The sequence below is a fragment of the Pseudomonas sp. GW821-FHT07F05 genome (assembly GCF_059418765.1).
Genome location: NZ_JBWKQL010000001.1, coordinates 501,883 through 523,334, shown reverse-complemented (window position 1 = coordinate 523,334; position 21,452 = coordinate 501,883). Strand labels below are relative to the sequence as shown.

Genomic DNA, 21,452 nt, shown 5'->3' with positions numbered 1-21,452 from the left:
TGTACCGATAATTTACGTTTATTCAGGCGTGATACAGCAACCCGCCGACGTCTACTTCAGTGGACGACGGCGCCGGAAATTGATTCAAAGAAAAGTGTGACAGAGACCCTGGAACTGACAGCACGGTAGTCCGAAAGACCCGCACTCAGGGCGCGAGGCGCTCGCGCTGCCACTCATCTTCCAGCAGACGATAGTTCAGGCGGTCATGCAGACGGCTTGGACGTCCCTGCCAGAATTCGATGCGATCCGGCACCAGACGATAGCCGCCCCAGTGATCGGGACAGTCAGGCTGGGCGTCCATGAAACGCGCCTCGGTGGCTTTGAGCAAACCTTCGAGCTCTTCACGGTCGGCGATCACCCGACTTTGCGGGGATGCCCAGGCACCCAGGCGGCTGCCGAGGGGGCGTACCTGAAAATAGGCGTCGGATTCTTCGTGGCTGACCCTGGACACGCGGCCTTCGATGCGCACCTGACGTTCCAGCGAGGGCCAGAAAAACGTCATGGCGGCAAAAGGACGGGCGCTCAACTGCTGGCCTTTGGCGCTCTCGTAGTTGGAAAAAAACGTGAAGCCCTGAGCGTCCAGGCCTTTGAGCAGCAGGACGCGGCAGTGGGGGCGACCGTCGGCGTCGACGGTCGCCAGCGTCATGGCGTTGGCCTCGACCGGCGCTTGCTCGGTTTCGACCGCTTCGTTGAACCAGCGATGGAACAGTGCGAAGGGCTCTTCCGGAGCCTGGGCTTCGGTCAACCCTTCGCGGGCATAGTTGCGACGCATATCGGCCAGACGCTGGCTCATCACTGCCTTCCTTAATCGAGATTCGTGAACAGAACCCCGATCTTAACCTCAGTTGCTGGCTTGAGCATCCGGGGCAGGTTTTTTGGCCGCTGCTTTCGCAGGCGCTGCCTTGGCTTTCACCGGCGCTGCTTTCTTCACAGGTGCTTTCTTGGCCGCAGGCGCCTTGGCTGCGGAAGCCTTGGTAGCAACGGCCTTCTTGGCCGGTGCAGCGGATTTGGCAGGCGTAGCAGCCTTGGTCGGCGCAGCAACCGGTGCCGGCGCCGGCGCGTTGGCGGTCTGCACGGCCAGCAGGGTCGGCGCTGGCGGCAGGTTGTACTTGGCCATTTCGGCAACCATGGTGTCCTGCGGCGTCAGGATGATTTCCACGCGACGGTTGAGTGCGCGACCCGGCGCGCTGTCACCGGCCGCACGGGGCATGTCGGCGCCCATGCCACGCAGGTTCAGACGATTACGCTGCAGGCCGCTGAGGCGGAAGATCGCCGCAACCGATTGGGCGCGCTGCTGACTGATCTTGAGATCGGCATCACTGGAGACGTCGCTGTGGCCCAACACCAGAACGGCGGCGCGCTGGTCGACTTCAACGATCTTGGCCATGCGGCTGATCGGACCGAGGTTGGTCGGCAGGAGCATTTCCGGACGCTTCGGGTTGAAGGTGCTGTCGACCGGCGCAGTGACCACGAGGATGTCGTCACGGCGCTCAAGCTGGAACTGGCTGTCCTTGATCGCTTCACGAATTTTTGGCTCGTTCAGATCCAGCCAGGCCTGGGTCACCTTCGGGTCGACTTTGGGAACAGCCGGCGCGGCGTCTTTTTTTGCTTCGGTTGCGCCGAACGGCCACCACCACTTGTTGGCGTCGCCGGCCTGGGCAACCGCAGGCGCAGCCGCCGGTTGAGTGGCGGCTACTTCTGGCTTCTTCTCGGTTTCGCCGTGGTCAGAACCAAACGGCCAGTACCAACGTGTACCGGTCTCGGCCTGGGCCTTTGCCACTTGGGCAGCCGCCGGGTTTGGCGCTGGGGCTGCAGGCGCTGCATCGGCGCCCTTGCTCGAACCGAACGACCACCAGTGGTCATTGCTGGCCGACTGATCCTGAGGGGTTTGCGCACAGCCGGTGACGGCGATGCAGATGGCGAATGCGAGGCTTTTGTTAGCTGACATGGGTGACCCACATGAATAATTGATCAGAAAATGAACGAAGCAGCGCTCATATAACACGCATAAAGACCGTTTTGGAAAAAGAAACCGCCCTACGGCTCGGTTATCCAGATTTAACTGACAGTCGGTAGAACAAGCACTTAACGGCGATAGTTATTGCAAACACTCACCAAGCACGCGCACCAGACCCTGAGCGCGCGGATCCATCAGCACGTAAGGACCAAGGGTGTTCGTCACGAACCCAAACGCCACATCGCGCTCGGGATCGGCGAAGCCAACCGAGCCACCTGCGCCGGGATGGCCAAATGACTTGGCACCCAGCCCGAACGTCGCGTTAGGCACCGCGGGTTGATCGAGCATGCAACCCAGCCCGAAGCGGGTCTGGGTCAGCAGTGTCTTGTCCTGGCCGATGCTGTGCTCGCGCGTGAGCTCGTTGAGCAAGTCGCCGTCGAGCAGGCTGCCGTCGAGCAAGCCGCTATAGAAGCCGGCCAGACTGCGCGCGTTGCCATGGCCATTGGCGGCAGGTTGCTGCATGCGCCGCCATTCCGGCTTGTTGGTGCTGGTCATGATCGACGGCGGGTTGGTGAACGCCCTCGCCGTCATGGACGCAGGTTCGCGCATCGTGGTCTGCAGCAGTCGCTGCGCGGCCTCATCACCGGCATTGCCCTTGCCTCTGGCAATGTGGGCGACGCGGTGAAACTCCTCGTCGGCAAGACCGACATGAAAGTCCAGGCCCAGCGGACGTGAAATACGCGCAGCGATGGACTCACCCGGCCCGCGGCCGTCGGCGCGACGAATCATCTCGCCCACCAGCCAGCCGTAAGTGATCGCGGCATACCCATGGCCCTGACCCGGTGTCCACCAGGGTTCCTCGGCAGCCAATACGCGGGTCATGGCCTGCCAGTCGTAAAGCGCTTCGGCCGGCAATATTTCACGGATCGCCGGGAGCCCGGCCTGATGACACAGCAACTGGCGCAGCGTGACGGACTGTTTGCCGTTGGCCGCAAACTCGGGCCAGAGACGGGCGACAGGCTCATCCAGATTCAGCTTGCCCTCGCCCACCAACTGCAAGGCCGTGACCGCCGTAAAGGTCTTGGTGCAGGAGAAGAGATTGGCAATGGTGTCGCTGTGCCAGATCTCGCCGCCGTCCTTGTCTGCCGTGCCCGCCCACAGATCCAGCACCGTCTCGCCGCCAATCTGCACGCACAGCGCAGCGCCACGCTCCTGCGGGTCGTCGAACAGCGCGGCGAACGCTTCGCGTACGGCCTCAAACTGAAGCTCGAAATGGCCTTGAATCTGCACGGTCTGGCTCTCCGGTCGGGCTGCAAAAATGGCGAACATTGTTCCAGCGATTGAATGCTTTGGGAACCGCCCGGTTAAGGGCGTTTGCCGATCACATCCACGACCTGTCCATTGGCCTTGCGCACTGCCTCAACGAAGCCCTGGTACGGCACGTCGGTGATGCCCACCAGCCCGAGATGGCCGTTTTCGCCGTCGAGCAAGCGGCCGGTGACAGGCTGATCCAGATACTGGAACCAGTGCACGCCGACGATGGAGGGCTCGGCCAGCGCGCTTTTCAGGAAATTGGCGTACGCCGGGCCGCGATCTTCCTCACGGGGCACTTCGAGCACTCCGCCCCAGAATGGCCCGCGATCACGGGAGCCGAAATGAAACTCGGTGACCATCACAGGCTTGTCGAGCACGCGCAGTTTCGCGAAGTCCACGCCGTCCTGGGGTTTGAGGGTGTAGACGTTGAAGCTCAGCACGTCGCAGAACTTGGCGCAGGCTTCAACCGCCTCGGGACTGGTGACGCCAAAGCGGCCACCGAGCAGCAGATGGTTCGGCGCATGCCACTTGAGCGCGTCGGAAATGGTTTTGAAATAGGTCTCGGCGAACACGCGCTGGAAATACCGGAAGTCGTTTTCGATCTCCGGGTGCTCTGCGCTGGGCAGCGGCGGCTCGAAACCCGGGTCTTCCATCAACTCCCACGCGGCGAGATGGATGCCCCACGCCTTGGACAGCCCTTCTTCGTTGCGGTACTTGTCGCGCAACTGCTTGAGAAACGCGCGCTTGGCCGGCACATCGGTGGTCAACTTCAGCGTGCCGTAGGCCAATGCGTAGCGATCCTTCGGATCGTTGCCTGGCGCCGCCCAGGCCAATTCGTTATCCGCGAAGTAACCGATCAGGTACGGATCATCGCGATGGTCGCGTGCAGCGATGGCAACGGCCCGCTCGGTGGCCATGGCGAAGCGCGGATCGAACGGGTCAGGCATGCCGCCCCACCAATCCAGACCGGTGCTGATGCTCACGTAGTCGCCCACGATGGACAGCGGCAGCGTGTAGGGCACGCGGTCTTTTTTACTGCTTTCCAGGTTCTGCAGCGACGAATCGCTCCAGTTGCCGATGGTGTTGAAGCCCCAGGCCTGCAAGCGTTGCAGGGTGTGATCAACCCAGCGTTTGCTGTCCACGATCACCGGCTTGCATTCGATGGCAGGCGCAGGCGTGGCGGGCTTCTCCGGCTGAGGCGCCGGCGCGCTCTGCTCGGCAGAGCTGTCGCCAGTGGATACGGTCGTTGCAGGAGTGGCAGCCGGGCTTTCGTCTTCATCGTCAGCCGGCTCGACCGGCTTTGAGACTTCCACGCACTTCGGCACGCCGTACGTGCGTTGCAGGTTGGCGCCATAGAAATCGAACCAGCGGCCCTGATCGAACTGGCGGTTGCGGTTGGCCCCCGTCTCGCGGTTGTCATCGCCCTTGCCGTAGAACACGGCGAGCGGATCGTCACTGCCGGGCAGGCCGGTGAACATGGCTTCGCGGCCTTCGACGTAGGTCTGGCTGTCGTCAGCGGAGACTGCGTTTACCCCCAGCGAGTAGAACGGATGGCCTTCCGGCGTCACCAGATACCAGCGATCGTCGCGCTTCTCGGTGCGGAAAAAGCCCTTCGCTTCGAAGGACGGGCCGCTGAGCAAACCACCGTATTTGTCGTGGGCCGGGCGGTCTTTCAGCCAGGTTTGCAGCTGTTGCTGCTCCTTGGCCGCCAGCGCCTTGAGCTGATCGTCGCTGGTGACCTTCTCCGGCCACTTGCCCCGGGTGAACTGACCGTAGCCGTCGACCAGGTTGCCGTAGGCCGCGGTTTGCAGCGCGTCGCCCTCTTGCACGCCGAACTTCTCGATCAAGACTGACTGCGCAACGTTGGGTTGAGACATCGACACGGTGACCGACGAAACTTCAGCGCTGTTCAGCTCACCTTCGGTGTTGGCCAGCAACACGCGCTGCCCTTCGTACATCCATGGCATCGGTGGGCCGGCGCGCATGCCCTGGGTCATCGGCGAACTGGCCTTGAGTGGCAGCACCAGGGTTTGCGCCGGGCCGGCCGGCAGGTCGATGCGGCTGGTGAGGATTTTGCCGTCGCGGCTTTCGATCTGCACGTACACCGTCAACGCCCAATCCATCGCGCTTTGCAGGCGCAAGGTCATGGCGCTGTCGTGGCTCCAGTCCCAGACGCCGGTCTGCGGGGTCAGTTGCAGGCTGGGTTTTGCGACCGGATTGAAGACCACCCGGCGCAGCACTTCGCCTTCGGCGGTCTGTTCGGCGTTCGCCTGGGGAAACCCGGCATCCTGGGTCGTGACCTTCACCACGTCGGCGGGCCGCACGAAATTGAACAGCGTCTGCTGCACGTCAGGCGCGGCGTGGGCCATGCCGGCGCACAGCGTGGCAATGATGGCGGACAGTGAACGGCGAATCATGTGATCGGAAGCTCCTTGATCATCTGAGGCCCGGAGCACGACAGAGGTCGCGCGCATCCGGAAGGACCAGGAATAAGACCCGGTCAACCGTGTTTCATTTGCAACACGGGTTCAGGAAATTTCGCGCCGGAATGGCGGCAGTGCATTGAGGATGGCTTTGCCATAGCGCTGGGTTACGACCCGGCGATCCAGCAGCGTGATGATGCCGCGGTCCTGTTCGGTGCGCAGCAGACGACCGCAGGCCTGGATCAGCCGCAGCGAAGCATCGGGAACGGCGATTTCCATGAACGGATTTCCGCCTCGCGCTTCGATCCACTCCGCCAGTGCGGCTTCGACCGGATCATCCGGCACGGCGAAAGGAATCTTGGCGATCACCACGTGCTCGCAGTAAGCGCCGGGAAGGTCGACCCCCTCAGCGAAGCTGGCCAGCCCGAACAGGACGCTTTCATCGCCACCGTCGACCCGCGCCTTGTGCTTGTTCAGGGTTTCCTGCTTGGACAGGTTGCCCTGGATGAACACCCGCTTGCGCCAGTCCCGCTCCAGCCCGTCGAACACTTCCTGCATCTGTTTGCGCGAGGAGAACAGCACCAGCGTGCCTTTGGAGCCTTCGACCAGATTCGGCAGTTCACGGATGATGGCCGCCGTGTGTTCGGCCGCGTTGCGAGGGTCGGCCTTGAGGTCCGGCACGCGCAACACGCCGGCGTCGGCATGGTGAAACGGACTCGGCACCACGGCGGTGACCGCGTCTTTCGGCAGGCCGGCGCGCATGCGGAAACGGTCGAACTTGCCCAGCGCGGTCAGGGTGGCCGAGGTCACCAGCGCGCCGTAGGCCACATTCCACAGGTTGCGGCGCAGCATTTCGGCGGCAAGGATCGGGCTGGCGTTGACCTCGATGTCGAACAGCGAGCCGCTGTCGGCCAGGGTCAGCCAGCGCGCCATGGGCGGGCTGTTTTCCGGGTCTTCAGCGGTGAAAGCCGTCCACAATTCCCAGTTGCCATGGGCGCGGGCCAGCAAGCTGCCGAACAGCGGGTACCACTCTTCCGCCTGATGGCTGGCGATGCCGATGTTGACCTCGCCGTCCATGCCTTCTTTCAGCAGCTCGGTCAGGCGCGTGAACAGGTCGTCGAGTCGGGCAAAGCCTTTTTTCAGCTCGATGCCCATCTCGCGCATGTGTTCGGGGACCACGCCGCCGACGAAGCGATGGCGCGGACGCTCGCGGCCTTCCATGTCTTCGCCTTGCTTGAAGTCGGCCAGTTGCTCGCAGGCGGTGAACATGAATTGCTGCTGGGTCTTGATCTCCCGGGCCAGCTCGGGGACCTGTTCGATCAGTTTGCCCAGGTCGCCCGGCAGCGGGTGCTGGGCGAGCAATTTGGTGAGGTTCTTGGCGGTTTGCTCCAGCCAGTCAGCGGTGGAGCGCAGGCGACTGAAATGGGCGAAGTGGCCGATCGCCTTGTCTGGCAGGTGATGGCCTTCGTCGAAGACATACAGAGTGTCGCGAGGATCGGGCAGGACCGCACCGCCGCCCAGCGCCAGGTCGGCCAGGACCATGTCGTGGTTGGTGACGATGACGTCGACTTTGCCCATGCCCTCGCGGGCTTTGTAAAAGGCGCACTGCTGGAAGTTCGGGCAGTGGCGGTTGGTGCACTGGCTGTGATCGGTGGTCAGGCGCGCCCAGTCCTGGTCCGCCAGTTCCTGAGGCCAGCTGTCGCGGTCGCCGTCCCATTTGTTGCCGGCGAGCTTTTCGATCATGGTGGTGAAGAGCTTCTGGCTGGCCTCATCCACTTCGATCTTGAAGCCTTCTTCTTCGAACAGCTGCGCGGTCGCGCTCTGGGCGTCGCCTTCCTGCAGCAGCATGTCGAGCTTGGACAGGCACATGTAGCGGCCACGGCCCTTGGCCAGCGCGAACGTGAAGTTCAAGCCGCTGTTGCGCATCAGGTCGGGCAGGTCTTTGTAGACAATCTGTTCTTGCAGCGCGACGGTCGCGGTGGCGATGACCAGGCGCTTGCCAGCGGCCTTGGCGGTCGGAATGGCCGCGATGGCGTAGGCAACGGTTTTGCCGGTGCCTGTCCCTGCCTCGACCGCCACGACGGCGGGATCACCCGAACGGCGGCCTTCTTCGTCGGTATCGACATCGCCCAGCACCTTCGCCACTTCAGCGATCATCAGGCGCTGGCCGTACCGAGGCTTGAGGCTCTTGGCTTCGAGGAAACGCGAGTAGGCGCCCTGAATCTGGGATTTGAGTTCGGTGCTGATCATGGGCTGGGTCGTTGGCTCGGCGTCACGGGTGCTGAATGAAAACACGAAAACCGCTGGATATATCTTCAGTAGTCGCAGCGGGCGGCTATCATACCGCGCTAATTCTTTCTGCGCAGATCGGAGTTCTCGATGTCACCTGTAGCCTTTGTCTACGCCTTGCATGTGCTGGCAGCGATTGTGTGGGTAGGAGGCATGTTTTTCGCCTGGATGATTCTTCGACCGGCGGTCATCGCGGCCCTTGAAGGCCCGGCCCGGTTGAAGCTGTGGCTGCAGGTGCTGCCGCGATTCTTCGTATGGGTCTGGTGCGCGGTGATCATGCTTGCGGTGACCGGCATTGGCATGATCAACGTCAACTTCAGCGGCTTTCAGACCGCGCCACGCTATGTGCAGGTGATGATGGGTCTGTATGTGGTGATGGTGGCGTTGTTTCTGCGGGTTTCGACGCTGAACCTGCCGCAGTTGCGCAAGGCTGTGCTCGCCGAGCAATGGGCTGAGGGTGCCGCTGCGCTGGGCGGGATGCGGCGTCTGATGGGGATCAATCTGATGGTGGGGGTGGCCGTTGTGGCGATCGCTGCCATCAGGCCAATGCTTTGAGAGTTGGGGAAGAGCTGCTCGCGAAAAGGCGGTCCACCCGCTGGATATCCGGCGGCTGAAAGGCCGTCTTCGTGAGCAAGCTCACTCCCACATGAACCGTGTCGGCTCCACGAAAGAGAGCCGTCTGGACGGTATATAACGCATGTGGGCTATCGGGCTTATAAGTTACGAACCACGATAGCGCCCGTTGGCCCTGCTGCGCCGGACTGGCCCTTGTCGCCGTTCTTGCCGGACTTGGCGCCGTCAGCGCGATAGACCACGCAGCCTTTGGACGCGCCGCCTTTGCCGCCGCGACCGCCGTCTCCGCCGATACCACCCGCACCGCCCTGGACATTGACTTTGATGCGGTCATTGCCGAAGGTCGCTGGCAGTTCTAGACGAACGAGCGCACCCGGCGCGCCGTCACGGCCGTTGCCGCCATTGTCGCCGTCGATCCCGCGACTGGCAGAACCCCATGTGCAGCCCGGATCGATGCCGTTGCCGCCGTCAAGGCCGACGTAACCGGGCGAGCCCGCACCACCGCGTGCGTCGACAAAGAGCTGGTCAGCGTTGAGTTGTTCGATCCGCAGGTTGAGGTTGCGGCCTGGGGTCGGTGGTTTTTCGAAGGTGCCCGGGGCGCCCCGCGCGGTGATTTCGGCGCCGCTGCCCAGGTCGGCCTGTTTGACCTGCAGGCTGAACGCCTCGCCACTCGGGACGATGGCGATGCGTGACTCATGGCCCATGATGAGTTGGCCGACTTTGACTTCGGTGAGGCCGGCCGGGATCAGCAGGGTGCCGTAGTCGGCGACTTCGAGTCGGTCCAGTTGCAATACGCTGGTTTTGGAGGGCAGGCGCATAAGCGAGTGGGTTTCGACGGAGATGGTCTGGGCCATGATCCAGGGGCTGGTCAGGGCGGACAGCAGGCCTGCCGTCATCAGCATCGCGTTACGCATGGTGTACCTCCGCCTGTGGGCGTTTGAATGTGTTCAGGTGAAATAGGCCGAAGAGCAGAATCTGGAGGCGATCAGGCCAGGGATGGGGGCGGTCGCGCAGGCTGGCGTTGTAGCTGATCAGTTCGATGATGTGGGTGAGCAGCAACAGGCCGCCAGCCAGTTTGAACAGCAGGTCGAAGGGGTGTGGCATGGCGATGGTGAGGCTGGTGATTATCAGTAGCCAGAATGCTGTTGTCAGTACTTTCCCTGTTCCCCAAATCACACTCATGTGTTGCCTCTGCTGTTTTTGGTTTTGTGCGGTGAAAACGGTTTGCGCACAGTACGGTGAGGCGGAGGACTATGCCAGAGGCAGGCTTCAAAAGTTGGCCGCGGCCAAGAAAAAGCAGATCAAGGGCTTCCCGGCTGAAGCCGGTCCCACTGAATGCACGCGCGGCTGTTAGTGGGACCGGCTTTAGCCGGGAAGGGGCCGGTCTGGGCAATGTTTTTTGAACATGAAACCGAATTCAAGAAATAGAAAAGCCCCGGCTTTCACACCGGGGCTTCCTTTGAAGCATCAACCTGGTCTCAACGGTTGATTTTGATCTCGACGCGGCGGTTCAGCGCTCGGCCGTCGGCGGTTTTGTTGTCGGCCACAGGGCGCGCTTCGCCATCACCTTCAACGGACACGAACGAGGCACGCGGGATGCCGGCGCTGACGAGGTAGTCGGTCACCGATTGCGCACGTTTTTGCGACAGTTTCTGGTTGTACGCATCGCTGCCTACGCTGTCGGTGTGGCCGCTGACATGGAGTTGCACGTTCGGGGCTTCGGTTTTGAGTTTGGTTGCGACCATGTCCAGCTGCTGTTTGTCGCCCGGCGTCAGCGTGGCTTTGTTGAACTCGAAGTGCACGTCACGAATGGTGATGATTTCTTCTTTAGGCAGCACCACCGGAGCAGCAACTGGCTCAGGCGCAGGTGTCACGATCGGGCAACCGGTCGCATCGACCGGGGTGCCTTTCGGCGTGTTCGGGCATTTGTCCTTGCTGTTGAGGACGCCGTCGCCGTCATCATCACCGTCCCCGTGGGCCCAGCAATACGCGCCGGCCATCACGCCCACCGCACCACCGAAGCCTGCCGCCACCGAGGCGGTCTGGAAGGCGCCGATCGCGGCGCCAGTCAGCGCGCCACCGGCCGCACACAGTGGCCAGTCGGTCTTTTGCAAGCCCGCACAGCCCGTCAATACACTGGTAACCAAAATCAGAGGTAACGCTGTCCGAATCATGCTCATACAGTTCTTCTCCTTTGGTATCGGCTAAAACCGACTGAAATGCAGTAAAGACGCGTGTGGGGCCGTTCGCCACCCCGATTTCAGGGGTTTACGGGATTTCACCGCACAATTCGGACTCTTCTTTGGGGAATAGCCTTTTGCCTTCACTCCGTACGCTTTGTCATATCGCGAAATGAAAAAGTTCAAGCACTAGGCCATCGAAGTTCAGCGCGCTACCCTTGCCCGCCTGACCGAGGAACTCCAATGACTGATCGCTTCTCCAGCCGCACGCCGCAACAGGCCCTCGCCGCCCTGCTCGACCTCTATGCGCCGAAGCGTTTGCTGCTGGTGGGCGCCGAGGAATTTCCGGCGTTGCAGGCTTTTCGCGAAGCGCATCCGCAAACCGAACTGGCCCAGGCGGCACCGGGCCTTTTGCCCGCCGATCTGGCCGGGCAGCGTTTTGATCTGGCACTGGTGGTGGACTGTCTGGAGCACATGCCCAAGCGTGCGGGGCTTGAGTTGCTGGGCGGAATCCGCAACCTCAATGCCAGCCGGATCGCCGTGCTGGCGGACCTTGATGCCTGCGGCTGGCAATCCACTGATTTCTACTCGCTGGCACTCCAGGCCAGTGAACGGTTTTCCCGGGATGAGCAAGTGCTCACGCTGTTCACCTACGATCTGCGGGAATACAAACAGGTGCCGGACTGGCTGAACGCGAAGTTCTGGGCCAATCCGGAGAATTACGGCAAGTACTGGTGGTGAGAGACGCATCATGAGCAGCGCAATTTGCCCCTGCGGCAGCGGCAATCTTCTCGACGGTTGCTGCGGCCGCTATCACGCCGGTCAGCCTGCCCCTTGCGCCGAAGCGCTGATGCGTTCGCGCTACAGCGCTTATGTGCTGGGATTGGTGGACTATCTGCTGGACACCACAATGCCGGCGCAGCAGCCCGGGCTGAACCGAGATGCCATCAGCCAGTGGAGCGCCCAGAGCACCTGGCTGGGCCTGGAAGTGGAAGGCGCCGAGTTGATCGGCGGCCAACCTGAGCACGCGTTCGTGACCTTTAGCGCCCGCTGGCACGATGCCGACGGCGAGCATTGTCATCGCGAGCGCTCGGCGTTCGTGCAGCATGAGGGACGCTGGTATTTCATCGACCCGACGGTCTCGCTCAAAGCCGGTCGTAACGACGCCTGCCCCTGCGGCAGCCGGCAAAAGTTCAAGAAGTGCTGTTCGGCTTATCTCGCCTGACCTGTCAGCGGCAACGCAGTAACCTCTATGACAGGCAGTCCTCAGGCCAGGCGGATGTGGGAAACGTCCGGCACCAGCACGTGCTCAACCGGCTTGTCCTGACCCAGATCAGCGCCCGCCGGGGCCAGGCTCAAGCCGGACAGGTCCAACTGCGGCGCACGCGTCGGCATTCCCGGATCCTGCACGTCCTCGCCCGGCTCGGAGAGCGTGTAGTCAGGCGCCTCGACGTCCACAAACGCAGCCATGTAAACATCACGCGGCTTGACACTGGCTTTGCGCGTCGGCGTGGCGTCGTTGCGCGGCGCCGTCAGGCTTGAGGGTTTGCGCGTCCAGCTCGGCTCGTCGGGCGGCGGAGCCAGTTCGACCTCTTCTACTTCAACCTGGGCCGGCGCTTCTGCAACAGGGGCCTCCACGACATGCGCCATGGGCACGACCTGGGCCATGGCTCCGGCACGTTCGAGGGTCGAGCGGTACTTTTCGGCGGCCGTCTCATCGAGGTTGTTTTTCAGGACCAGCCGACGGCCGGAGAACAATAACGCGATGCGCTGAGCGTCCGCCTGAAACAGCTTCGCCAGGTTGGCCTTGACCAGATCCGGCTGCGCGCCGGGCACCAGTTGGCCGGAAAATACGATTTCGTAGAGCTTCATGGTCAATACTCCTTCGACACATGGCGCGAGTATGGCGCAGGCTGTGGAGAACGGCGAGTCACGTGCAGTGGCGGTCAGACCGGGCCTATCAGACCGGACACAAAGGGAGCGACCCATGATGTTTGCAGCACACGTCCTCAGAATCGCAGGCCTCTTCGCGCTCCTGGCGCTGTCAGGCTGCTCGACCTGGATAACCGGCGGCTTCGAAGACCCCGACGTCAAGCTGCTCAAGGTTGAGGTGGTCAAGGCCAAGTTGCTGCGTCAGGACTTCAAGCTGCGCTTTCGGGTCGACAACCCCAACGACTCCAGCCTGTTGGTCCGCGGCCTGCGCTACAAGATCCTGCTCAACGACATGTTGCTCAGCGAAGGCGTCTACAGCGACTGGTTCATCGTCAAAGCCAACAGCCACAAAAACTTCTCCGTGCCGATCCGCACCAATCTGTGGGAGCACCTCAAGGACATCTCCAAGGTGCTCGGCAAAGCCAATCAGCCAGTGCATTACCGGTTGGAAGGCAAGCTCAAGACCGGATTTTTATTCGGACACAGCGTGCGCATCGGGCGCAATGGCGACATAATCCCCGGCGATTTGATTCCGGAGTAACCCCATGAACCAGCAAGCCCACGTGCACGGTCCCGATTGTGACCACGATCACGACCATCACGATCACCATCATGACCACGGCCACGTGCACGGCCCGCATTGCGGCCACGCCCCTCAAGAGCCGGTACGCAACACGCTCAAGGATGTCGGCCGCAACGACCCTTGCCCGTGCGGCAGCGAGAAAAAATTCAAGAAGTGCCACGGCGCGTAACGCACCCGGCTCCTTCCACGGCCTGATCTTCAGGCCGTTTTCATTTGTGCGGTGGACGTTTGAAGGCGTAAAACAGGTGCAGCCTTAATGGCAGTCGTGATGACTTCACCTGGAGCGCGCAATGATCGATCTGCACTACTGGACCACCCCCAACGGCCACAAAGTTTCGATTTTCCTTGAAGAAGCGGGCCTGCCGTACACCATTTTCCCGGTCAACATCGGCGCGAACGAGCAGTTCGAATCCGATTTTCTGAAGATATCCCCCAACAACAAAATTCCAGCCATCGTCGACCACCAGCCTGCTGACGGCGGCGAACCACTGAGCCTGTTCGAGTCCGGCGCGATCCTGCTGTACCTGGCCGAGAAGACCGGCCGGTTCATTGCAACAGACCTGCGCGGCCGGCAGGAAACCCTGCAATGGCTGTTCTGGCAGATGGGTGGCCTGGGCCCGATGGCCGGCCAGAATCACCATTTCAACCGGTTCGCCAAAGAGAAGATTCCCTACGCGATCAAGCGCTACGTCGACGAAACCACGCGCTTGTATGGCGTGTTGAACGAGCGTCTGTCCGATCGCACCTTCGTTGCGGGCGAGGACTACGGCATCGCAGACATGGCGATCTACCCGTGGATCGTGCCGCACACGTTTCAGGAGCAGAACCTGGATGACTTCCCGCACCTCAAGCGCTGGTTTGACGCAGTGGCCAATCGCGATGCGGTGAAGCGGGCCTACGCACTGGTGGACAAGATCAATCCCCCGAAGCCGTAATCCCAGGGTCGAAAGGGTTCAAGGGGACGCGCTGATATCCCCTCTGAAACCCGAAAATAAACTCCCTCCCCCGGCTTGCGTGACGCCCGCCTGCTCTCTAACGTAGCGCCTTTTCTACGTCCACCCCCGCAGGAGCTCCATCATGGCCTCGCCAGCCCTTTCAACTTTGAAGACGCGCATGAGCGCGGCCGCTGCCATGATTGGACTTTTGAGCCTGGCCGGTTGCCAGCTGGGCGGTGAAGACCGCGACAGCCTGCCGCCTGCCAGCGGGGTGTTTGCCATTAAAGGGCTTGCGCAGAACGTTTCCATTCGCCGCAACAATCTGGGCATGCCGCTGATAGAAAGCAGTACGTTCCATGACGCGCTGTTTACCCTCGGATATGTCCACGCCAGCGATCGCATTACGCAAATGATGCAAATGCGCCTGCTCGCTCAGGGCCGACTGTCGGAAATCGCAGGACCGGGCGCCCTCGATCTCGACCGCATGATGCGCGCCGCCAACCTCAAGCAGACCGCCGGCCAGTTGTATGCCGCTTCGTCGCCGCGCCTGAAACGCTTCTTCGAGGTGTACGCGCGCGGCGTCAACGCTTACCTGTTCCGCTACCGCGACAAACTGCCGACTGACCTCGCTGATTCGGGTTACAAGCCTGAATACTGGAAGCCCGAAGACTCGGCGCTGATCTTCAGCCTGCTTAACTTCAGCCTGTCGGTAAACCTGCAGGAGGAGATTTCCTCGCTGGTGCTGGCGCAGAAAGTCGGCGCGGACAAGCTGGCCTGGCTGCTGCCGACCTACCCCGACGAAGCGTTGCCCTTCGCTGAAGCCGACAAGCTCAAAGGCCTGAACCTGGGCAGCCAACTGCCGGGCCTGAGCGATCTGGACAAAGCGGCGCTGCAGCTTTCGGACCTCAACCTGCTGGGCGTTTCGGCGTCGAACAACTGGGTGATCTCGCCCCAGCGCGCCCGCGCCGGCAAGAGCCTGCTGGCCACCGACAGCCAGTTGGCGCCGACCCTGCCGTCGATGTGGAATTTCGTGCAGATCCGCTCGCCGAAATACCAGGCTGCAGGCGCGACCGTTGCGGGCTTGCCGCTGGTCTTGTCCGGCTTCAACGGCAAACTGGCCTGGGGCATGGGCCCGGCGATGGGCGACAATCAGGACCTGTTCCTGGAAAAGCTCAAGCGCGAGAACAACCGCCTGATGGTCATGGCCGACGGCAAATGGGTCGCGGCGGGCGCCCATGAGGAAACCTACTTCGTCAAAGGCCAGAGCCCGGTGCGCGAGCCTGCCTACGAAACCCGTCATGGCCCGCTGCTCAACGCGAGTTCTGCGCAACTGGCCAGCGGCCTGGGCGTTGCCCTGCAGATGCCCGACGCCAAGGACGACAAAACCCTCGACGCCCTCTTCGATCTGACCCGCGCGCAAAACGTGCAGCGAGCCTTCGACACCACTCGGGAAATTCGTGCCATCACCCTGAACATGGTGTTCGCCGATGCCTCGAACACCGGCTGGCAAGTGACCGGCAAATACCCGAACCGCCGCGACGGACTCGGCCTGATTCCTTCGCCGGGCTGGGATGGCCGGTTCGACTGGGACGGCTACGCCGACGCGATGCTGCACCCGTACGATCAGGATTCGCAGCAAGGCTGGATCGCCACTGCCAACCAGCGCACCGTGCCAAAAGGCTATGGCATGCAGCTGTCCAATTCCTGGGACTACCCGGAGCGCGCCGAACGCATCGCCGAACTGGCCAATGCCGGCAAGCAGGACACCCGCAGCACCGTCGCTATGCAATACGACCAGACCACGACCTTCGCCGCCAAACTGAAGAGAATGTTCTCCGAGCCCGGCATGTCAGCGCCGCTGAAACAGGCCATCGACGCCCTGCCCGCGCCAGAGCGCGACAAAGCCCGCGAAGCGTTGAACCGCCTGATGGCGTTCGACGGCAGACTGTCGCCCGGTTCGGCAGATGCGGCGATTTACGAACTGTTCCTGCAAGAAAGCGCACGCCAGACCTTCCTCGATGAACTCGGCCCGGAAACCAGCCCTGCCTGGAAAGCGCTGGTGCAAAGCGCGGACCTGTCCTACTCGCCCCAGGCCGATCACCTGCTGGGCCGCGAAGACAGTCCGTATTGGGACGACGTCAAAACGCCGCAAAAAGAAGACAAACCGGCGATCCTCGCCCGCAGCCTGGCCGCCGCCATCACCGTTGGCGAAAGCCAGCTGGGCGCCGATCACAAGGCTTGGCAGTGGGGCAAGTTGCACCAGACCACCTGGACCGCCCAAAGCGCCCAACTCAGCGCTGCGCTGGGCGGCAGCAAGGCAAGCGTGACCAAAGGCCCGATCGCCACCGGCGGCGACCACACCACGCTCAACGCCTCGGGCTTCCACTGGGGCCAGGACTTCAACGCCGTTGTTGTCCCGGCCATGCGCATCATCGTCGACTTCGCCCAACAAGAACCGATGATGGCGCAAAACGCCGCGGGCCAATCCGGCAACCCCGCGAGCCCATACAACGCCAACGGCATCGACCCCTGGATGAAAGGCCTGTACATGTCCGTGCCGATGCAACCGGAAAACTTCGAAAAAGCCTACGGCAAACAACGCCTGACGCTGACGCCCGGAAAGTAAATGGCCGAGCCATCCGGGACGACGCGGAGCGTCTCGGGATGCATTCCCACGCAGAGCGTGGGAACGATCAAGCGCTGATGCCTGGGAAGAAGTGGCGCCTGAATTGACCCCTTCCCGGCTAAAGCCGGTCCCACTAAAAGCGATGCGTGCATCCAAGATTGATGGTGCCTGAAATGGCCTCTTCCCGGCTAAAGCCGGTCCTACGAAAAGCAGCGCGTGTGGTCAGCAGGACCTGCGGCGCCGTAGGACCGGCTTCAGCCGGGAAGCTTTCGATCTGCTTTTGATCTGCTTTTGATCTCCAAACACAAATAGCCCAGACGACACCAATCGCGACTTTGGTGCAGGCTGAACGCAGGTCTTGCGCAGTGGGCCGAGCCGCATGGATGCGGCGAGAGCGCCGTCAGGACATGGATGTCCGTTCGGCGCGGGCCCACGGAGCAAGACCGGAGTGAAGGAACCCTGAGGAACGAAGGGCCCAACCGAGAGCAAGCACCCTTGGTTACTTGGGGTGCTTTTCCAAGTAACTCGCCGAAGGCGAAACAGTCGAGCCGTTAGGCCGACGCTCTTGATCTTGATCCTGATCTTGATCTTGATCTTGCTTCAAAACCCCGAACTTCTGCGCCCCGCCACCGCTCTACCTGACAAGTCCCCAAACCCGGTCAAACCATGGATCTCGTCATTGCCCGCCCCGAAGGCCTCTACTGCCCGCCCGGTGATTTCTACATCGATCCGTGGCGCCCGGTCGAACGCTCCGTCATCACCCACGCCCACGGCGACCACGCCCGCACCGGCAATGAACACTACCTCGCCGCCGCACCCGGCGAAGGCATACTGCGCTCCCGACTGGGCCAGGACATCAACCTCCAGACCCTTGCCTACGGCGAAAGCATCACCCACCACGGCGTCAAACTCAGCTTTCACCCGGCCGGCCACGTCCTCGGTTCCGCCCAGGTCCGCCTCGAATACCAGGGCGAAATCTGGGTCGCCTCAGGCGACTACAAAGTCGAACCCGACGGCACCTGCGAACCCTTCGAACCCGTGCGCTGCCACACCTTCATCACCGAATCCACCTTCGGCCTGCCGATCTACCGTTGGCAGCCCCAATCGGAAATCTTCGCCGGCATGAACGAATGGTGGCGCGCCAATGCCGCCGCCGGCAAAGCCAGCGTCCTCTTCGCCTATTCATTCGGCAAAGCCCAACGCATCCTCCACGGCATCGACCCCAGCATCGGCCCGATCCTCGTCCACGGCGCCGTCGAACCGTTGAACCGCGTCTACCGCGAGGCCGGCGTGCGCATCCCGGAAACCCACTACGCCGGTGACTTCAAAAAAACCGATCCCGCCTTGCGCAGCGCCCTGATCGTCGCACCGCCATCCGCCGGCGGCAGCACCTGGATGCGCCGATTCGGCGAATTCAGCGACGCCTTCGCCAGCGGCTGGATGATGCTGCGCGGCACCCGACGTCGGCGTGGTGTCGACCGCGGCTTCGCCCTCTCGGACCATGCCGACTGGCCCGGCTTGCTCTGGGCCATCGAAAACACCGGCGCTGAGCGAGTGATGGTCACCCACGGCTCGGTGGCCGTGCTGGTGCGCTACCTGCGGGAACTGGGCCTCGACGCCCAAGGCTTTTCCACCGAATACGGCGACGAAGAGGACGACGCAGCGGCCAAGACCGAACCCGCACCCGAACCTGCATCGACAGGCGAGGCCTCGTCATGAAGGCCTTCGCCGAGCTGTATTCCGACCTGGACGCCACCACCTCCAGCAACGCCAAACTGGCGGCCATGAAAGCCTATTTCAGCAAGGCCGCCCCCGAAGACGCCGCGTGGGCGGTGTACTTCCTGTCCGGCGGACGCCCACGGCAACTGGTGCCGACGCGCATGTTGCGTGAGCAGGCGCTGTTGCTGTCCGGACTGCCGGAATGGCTGTTCGAGGAGAGTTACCAGGCGGTAGGCGATCTGGCGGAAACCCTGTCGCTGTTGCTCCCTAAAGCCGAGCACAGCTCAGAGGAAGGCCTGGCCAGCTGGATGGAAAACCATCTGCTGCCCCTGCGTGGCCTGCCCCCGGAAGAATTGCTCGAGCGCCTGCCGACGTTCTGGTCGCAACTGGACCCGCAAAGCCTGATGGTCTGCCTGAAGCTGATCACCGGCAGTTTCCGCGTCGGTGTTTCGAAGCTGCTGGTGACCCGCGCCCTCGCCGCGCTGGCCGATATCGACAGCAAGCGCGTGGCCCAGCGGCTGGTGGGGTACACCGATCTTTCCCACCGCCCCAGCGCCGAAGGCTATTTGAAGCTTATCGCCGAAGAGTCGGCCGACGAACACGCGCAGCGGGGTGGCCAGCCCTACCCATTCTTCCTCGCCCATGCGCTGCAGCAGCCGGTCGACCAGTTCGAGAACCTGCTGGGCGCCGCCGAAAACTGGCAGGTGGAATGGAAGTGGGACGGCATCCGCGCCCAGGTGGTCAAGCGCGAAGGTCGCCTGTGGATCTGGTCGCGGGGCGAAGAACTGGTCACGGATCGCTTCCCCGAACTGCATAGTCTGACCCAATGCCTGCCCGACGGCACGGTGATCGACGGCGAGATCGTGGTCTGGAAAGCCGCGGCTCCGGAGAAGGCCGAGGAAGGCGAATTCGCTCTGGACACCCCTGCCCCAGGCACGCCCGGCGAAGCGACGCCGTCGGTGCAGCCCTTCGCCCTGCTGCAACAGCGGATCGGCCGCAAAACCCTCGGCAAGAAGATTCTGGAAGACGTGCCGGTCGTCGTGCTGGCTTACGACCTGCTGGAATGGGAAGGCCATGACTGGCGCAGTCGCCCGCAACATGAGCGGCGCACGCAGCTGGAAACGGTCATCGCCAACGCCCAGAGCCCGGTGCTGATGCCCTCTCCGGTGCTGACCGGCACTGACTGGCTCGACCTCGGTCGGCAGCGCGAGGCGTCACGCAGTCTCGGCGTGGAAGGCATGATGCTCAAGGCGCGGGACTCGCTGTACGGCGTCGGGCGCACCAAGGACATGGGCGTGTGGTGGAAGTGGAAAATGGACCCGTTCAGCGTCGATGCGGTGTTGATCTACGCCCAGCGCGGTCACGGCCGCCGCGCCAGTCTGTATAGCGACTACACGTTCGCGGTCTGGGACGGCCCGCCGGAATCCAGCGAACGGACATTGGTGCCCTTCGCCAAAGCGTATTCAGGCTTGACCGACGAGGAGATGCGCAAAGTCGATGCGATCATCCGCAAGACCACCGTCGACAAGTTCGGCCCGGTCCGAAGTGTTACCCCGACCCTGGTATTCGAGTTGGGATTCGAAGGCATTGCCCTGTCGAAACGGCACAAGAGCGGCATCGCCGTCAGGTTCCCGAGGATGCTGCGATGGCGCCTCGACAAACCCGTTGCCGAAGCCGACAGCCTGGCGACGCTTCAGGACCTGCTGGCCTGAGCACCGTCGCGGTGCGCGAGGCTGGCTCGCGCCCGTGTCGAATGCGCTGAAATGGAGCGCACCACAAGCCCAGTCTTTCAACGGCACGCCCCACAAGGCGTTTCGAATCTCCCCTCAGCTGTTAAAAGCACCGCTGCAGACCTTTGAGGCTGCAACTTTTTCGCCCACTCTCAACGGGATGCGGCTACTCTGCCGGTGCCTGCGGGGCCTCAAAAAAAGACAAAAGATGGCTCTAAGTCATCATTGCGACAACTCCGTACATTTAAAACGCGCGTTCGTTTGTTTGGTTCGGAAATTGCTGTCTATTTGCGGTCTGGCTTTTGCCGGTAGCAAGCCTTCGCGTGTTCCCAACGCTCAATTTGGTTTTAAGGACTGAACGATGAAAAAAGCATGGCTGACCCTTTCCGCACTCGCCATCTGTCTGGCCGCCGGTAACGCAATGGCCAAGGAATACAAGGAGCTGCGTTTCGGCGTCGATCCTTCCTATGCGCCATTCGAATCCAAAGCCGCCGATGGCAGCCTGGTGGGCTTCGATATCGATCTGGGCAACGCGATCTGTGCAGAACTGAAGGTCAAGTGCAAGTGGGTCGAAAGCGATTTCGACGGCATGATTCCGGGCCTGAAAGCCAACAAGTTCGACGGCGTGATCTCCTCCATGACCGTGACCCCGGCCCGCGAGAAAGTCATCGACTTCTCCAGCGAACTGTTCTCCGGCCCTACCTCGCTGGTCTACAAAAAAGGCTCCGGTTTGAGCACTGACCTTGCTTCGCTGAAAGGTAAAACCGTTGGTTACGAGCAAGGCACCATCCAGGAAGCCTACGCCAAGGCCGTTCTGGACAAGGCGGGCGTGAAAACCCAGGCCTATCAAAACCAGGATCAGGTGTATGCCGACCTCGTTTCGGGTCGTCTGGACGCCTCGGTTCAAGACATGCTGCAAGCCGAGCTGGGCTTCCTGAAGTCGCCACAAGGCGCTGACTACGAAGTCAGCAAGCCAATCGACGATCCCCTGCTGCCAGCCAAAACGGCCGTCGGCATCTCGAAAGGTAACAAGGACCTGAAAGCGCTTTTGGACAAAGGTATCAAAGCGTTACACGATGACGGCAAGTACGCCGAGATCCAGAAGAAGCACTTCGGCGATCTGAATCTGTACAGCGGTAAATAAGCAAACAGACGCCCGTTGATTTCAGCCAGAATCCGCTGCTGAAGTTA

The 21,452-nt window shown here is 62.1% G+C and carries 19 protein-coding genes; 10 read left to right on the top strand and 9 right to left on the bottom strand.

The features are described from left to right. Positions 1 to 145: 145 nt before the first annotated feature. The 5 genes from pdxH to dinG form a co-directional block, all read right to left on the bottom strand. The gene (gene pdxH, locus AC07RO_RS02460; protein WP_463581897.1) at positions 146 to 793 is read right to left on the bottom strand and encodes a pyridoxamine 5'-phosphate oxidase; all 648 of its coding nucleotides are present in this window, start codon (positions 791 to 793) and stop codon (positions 146 to 148) included. A gap of 48 nt (positions 794 to 841) precedes the next feature. Beyond that, the gene (locus tag AC07RO_RS02455) at positions 842 to 1,948 is read right to left on the bottom strand and encodes an OmpA family protein (RefSeq protein WP_495085189.1); all 1,107 of its coding nucleotides are present in this window, start codon (positions 1,946 to 1,948) and stop codon (positions 842 to 844) included. A 150-nt stretch (positions 1,949 to 2,098) separates the two neighbouring features. Beyond that, positions 2,099 to 3,247 carry a serine hydrolase domain-containing protein gene (locus tag AC07RO_RS02450; protein ID WP_495085334.1) on the bottom strand — a complete coding sequence of 383 codons (1,149 nt, stop codon included), beginning with the start codon at positions 3,245 to 3,247 and terminating at the stop codon, positions 2,099 to 2,101. Positions 3,248 to 3,321: 74 nt separating this feature from the next. Beyond that, positions 3,322 to 5,688: a beta-agarase gene (locus tag AC07RO_RS02445; RefSeq protein ID WP_495085188.1), complete on the bottom strand. Its 2,367-nt coding sequence runs from the start codon at positions 5,686 to 5,688 to the stop codon at positions 3,322 to 3,324. A 111-nt stretch (positions 5,689 to 5,799) separates the two neighbouring features. After that, positions 5,800 to 7,944 carry an ATP-dependent DNA helicase DinG gene (dinG, locus tag AC07RO_RS02440; RefSeq protein WP_065992603.1) on the bottom strand — a complete coding sequence of 715 codons (2,145 nt, stop codon included), beginning with the start codon at positions 7,942 to 7,944 and terminating at the stop codon, positions 5,800 to 5,802. 129 nt (positions 7,945 to 8,073) lie between these two features. Here dinG and AC07RO_RS02435 point away from each other — a divergent pair, with 129 nt between their 5' ends. Further along, a complete protein-coding gene (locus tag AC07RO_RS02435) occupies positions 8,074 to 8,538 on the top strand; it encodes a CopD family protein (RefSeq protein ID WP_192171564.1) in 465 nt (154 codons plus the stop codon). Positions 8,539 to 8,696: 158 nt separating this feature from the next. Here AC07RO_RS02435 and AC07RO_RS02430 read toward each other — a convergent pair whose 3' ends face one another. The 3 genes from AC07RO_RS02430 to AC07RO_RS02420 all read right to left on the bottom strand — a co-directional run bounded on the left by AC07RO_RS02430 (position 8,697) and on the right by AC07RO_RS02420 (position 10,736). Continuing rightward, complete coding sequence (locus tag AC07RO_RS02430) at positions 8,697 to 9,470, bottom strand: collagen-like protein (protein ID WP_495085187.1); 774 nt, start codon at positions 9,468 to 9,470, stop codon at positions 8,697 to 8,699. Beyond that, complete coding sequence (locus AC07RO_RS02425; RefSeq protein WP_495085186.1) at positions 9,463 to 9,738, bottom strand: DUF1145 domain-containing protein; 276 nt, start codon at positions 9,736 to 9,738, stop codon at positions 9,463 to 9,465. The genes AC07RO_RS02430 and AC07RO_RS02425 overlap by 8 nt, the downstream gene beginning before the upstream one ends. 296 nt (positions 9,739 to 10,034) lie before the next feature. Further along, complete coding sequence (locus AC07RO_RS02420; RefSeq protein WP_133777092.1) at positions 10,035 to 10,736, bottom strand: PA1041 family peptidoglycan-binding anchor lipoprotein; 702 nt, start codon at positions 10,734 to 10,736, stop codon at positions 10,035 to 10,037. Positions 10,737 to 10,979: 243 nt separating this feature from the next. On the opposite strand from AC07RO_RS02420, the gene AC07RO_RS02415 reads away from it, so the two are divergent. Then, complete coding sequence (locus AC07RO_RS02415) at positions 10,980 to 11,477, top strand: DUF6231 family protein (RefSeq protein ID WP_495085185.1); 498 nt, start codon at positions 10,980 to 10,982, stop codon at positions 11,475 to 11,477. Between the two features lie 10 nt (positions 11,478 to 11,487). Beyond that, a complete protein-coding gene (locus tag AC07RO_RS02410) occupies positions 11,488 to 11,961 on the top strand; it encodes a YchJ family protein (protein ID WP_192171568.1) in 474 nt (157 codons plus the stop codon). Positions 11,962 to 12,002: 41 nt separating this feature from the next. On the opposite strand, the gene AC07RO_RS02405 is transcribed toward AC07RO_RS02410, so the two are convergent. Then, the gene (locus tag AC07RO_RS02405) at positions 12,003 to 12,608 is read right to left on the bottom strand and encodes a hypothetical protein (protein ID WP_495085184.1); all 606 of its coding nucleotides are present in this window, start codon (positions 12,606 to 12,608) and stop codon (positions 12,003 to 12,005) included. Positions 12,609 to 12,723: 115 nt separating this feature from the next. Between AC07RO_RS02405 and AC07RO_RS02400 the strand changes: the two genes are divergently transcribed. From AC07RO_RS02400 to AC07RO_RS02370, 7 genes are all read left to right on the top strand, one after another. Next, positions 12,724 to 13,209 carry an LEA/WHy family protein gene (locus tag AC07RO_RS02400; protein WP_065992587.1) on the top strand — a complete coding sequence of 162 codons (486 nt, stop codon included), beginning with the start codon at positions 12,724 to 12,726 and terminating at the stop codon, positions 13,207 to 13,209. Positions 13,210 to 13,213: 4 nt separating this feature from the next. Beyond that, complete coding sequence (locus AC07RO_RS02395) at positions 13,214 to 13,420, top strand: SEC-C metal-binding domain-containing protein (protein ID WP_065992586.1); 207 nt, start codon at positions 13,214 to 13,216, stop codon at positions 13,418 to 13,420. 121 nt (positions 13,421 to 13,541) lie between these two features. Next, positions 13,542 to 14,186, top strand: a complete 645-nt coding sequence (locus AC07RO_RS02390; protein WP_495085183.1) for a glutathione binding-like protein — start codon at positions 13,542 to 13,544, stop codon at positions 14,184 to 14,186. A gap of 142 nt (positions 14,187 to 14,328) precedes the next feature. Further along, the gene (locus AC07RO_RS02385) at positions 14,329 to 16,812 is read left to right on the top strand and encodes a penicillin acylase family protein (protein ID WP_495085182.1); all 2,484 of its coding nucleotides are present in this window, start codon (positions 14,329 to 14,331) and stop codon (positions 16,810 to 16,812) included. Positions 16,813 to 17,478: 666 nt separating this feature from the next. Continuing rightward, positions 17,479 to 18,531: a ligase-associated DNA damage response exonuclease gene (locus AC07RO_RS02380; protein ID WP_495085181.1), complete on the top strand. Its 1,053-nt coding sequence runs from the start codon at positions 17,479 to 17,481 to the stop codon at positions 18,529 to 18,531. Next, on the top strand, positions 18,528 to 20,243 hold the full coding sequence (locus tag AC07RO_RS02375; protein ID WP_423572184.1) for an ATP-dependent DNA ligase: 1,716 nt from the start codon (positions 18,528 to 18,530) through the stop codon (positions 20,241 to 20,243). The genes AC07RO_RS02380 and AC07RO_RS02375 overlap by 4 nt, the downstream gene beginning before the upstream one ends. A 379-nt stretch (positions 20,244 to 20,622) precedes the next feature. Beyond that, positions 20,623 to 21,405 (top strand): transporter substrate-binding domain-containing protein, encoded by a 783-nt coding sequence (locus AC07RO_RS02370; protein WP_423572186.1) that lies wholly within the window; start codon positions 20,623 to 20,625, stop codon positions 21,403 to 21,405. Positions 21,406 to 21,452 lie beyond the last annotated feature (47 nt).

Excerpts from the sequence above, each read along its gene's own strand:
- dinG (WP_065992603.1), bottom strand. The coding sequence starts at position 7,944 with ATGATCAGCACCGAACTCAAATCCCAGATTCAGGGCGCCTACTCGCGT.
- AC07RO_RS02370 (WP_423572186.1), top strand. The coding sequence starts at position 20,623 with ATGAAAAAAGCATGGCTGACCCTTTCCGCACTCGCCATCTGTCTGGCC.
- AC07RO_RS02390 (WP_495085183.1), top strand. The coding sequence starts at position 13,542 with ATGATCGATCTGCACTACTGGACCACCCCCAACGGCCACAAAGTTTCG.
- AC07RO_RS02405 (WP_495085184.1), bottom strand. The coding sequence starts at position 12,608 with ATGAAGCTCTACGAAATCGTATTTTCCGGCCAACTGGTGCCCGGCGCG.
- AC07RO_RS02425 (WP_495085186.1), bottom strand. The coding sequence starts at position 9,738 with ATGAGTGTGATTTGGGGAACAGGGAAAGTACTGACAACAGCATTCTGG.
- AC07RO_RS02375 (WP_423572184.1), top strand. The coding sequence starts at position 18,528 with ATGAAGGCCTTCGCCGAGCTGTATTCCGACCTGGACGCCACCACCTCC.
- AC07RO_RS02385 (WP_495085182.1), top strand. The coding sequence starts at position 14,329 with ATGGCCTCGCCAGCCCTTTCAACTTTGAAGACGCGCATGAGCGCGGCC.
- AC07RO_RS02430 (WP_495085187.1), bottom strand. The coding sequence starts at position 9,470 with ATGCGTAACGCGATGCTGATGACGGCAGGCCTGCTGTCCGCCCTGACC.
- AC07RO_RS02445 (WP_495085188.1), bottom strand. The coding sequence starts at position 5,688 with ATGATTCGCCGTTCACTGTCCGCCATCATTGCCACGCTGTGCGCCGGC.
- AC07RO_RS02420 (WP_133777092.1), bottom strand. The coding sequence starts at position 10,736 with ATGAGCATGATTCGGACAGCGTTACCTCTGATTTTGGTTACCAGTGTA.
- AC07RO_RS02395 (WP_065992586.1), top strand. The coding sequence starts at position 13,214 with ATGAACCAGCAAGCCCACGTGCACGGTCCCGATTGTGACCACGATCAC.
- AC07RO_RS02455 (WP_495085189.1), bottom strand. The coding sequence starts at position 1,948 with ATGTCAGCTAACAAAAGCCTCGCATTCGCCATCTGCATCGCCGTCACC.
- AC07RO_RS02380 (WP_495085181.1), top strand. The coding sequence starts at position 17,479 with ATGGATCTCGTCATTGCCCGCCCCGAAGGCCTCTACTGCCCGCCCGGT.
- pdxH (WP_463581897.1), bottom strand. The coding sequence starts at position 793 with ATGAGCCAGCGTCTGGCCGATATGCGTCGCAACTATGCCCGCGAAGGG.
- AC07RO_RS02410 (WP_192171568.1), top strand. The coding sequence starts at position 11,488 with ATGAGCAGCGCAATTTGCCCCTGCGGCAGCGGCAATCTTCTCGACGGT.
- AC07RO_RS02415 (WP_495085185.1), top strand. The coding sequence starts at position 10,980 with ATGACTGATCGCTTCTCCAGCCGCACGCCGCAACAGGCCCTCGCCGCC.
- AC07RO_RS02400 (WP_065992587.1), top strand. The coding sequence starts at position 12,724 with ATGATGTTTGCAGCACACGTCCTCAGAATCGCAGGCCTCTTCGCGCTC.
- AC07RO_RS02435 (WP_192171564.1), top strand. The coding sequence starts at position 8,074 with ATGTCACCTGTAGCCTTTGTCTACGCCTTGCATGTGCTGGCAGCGATT.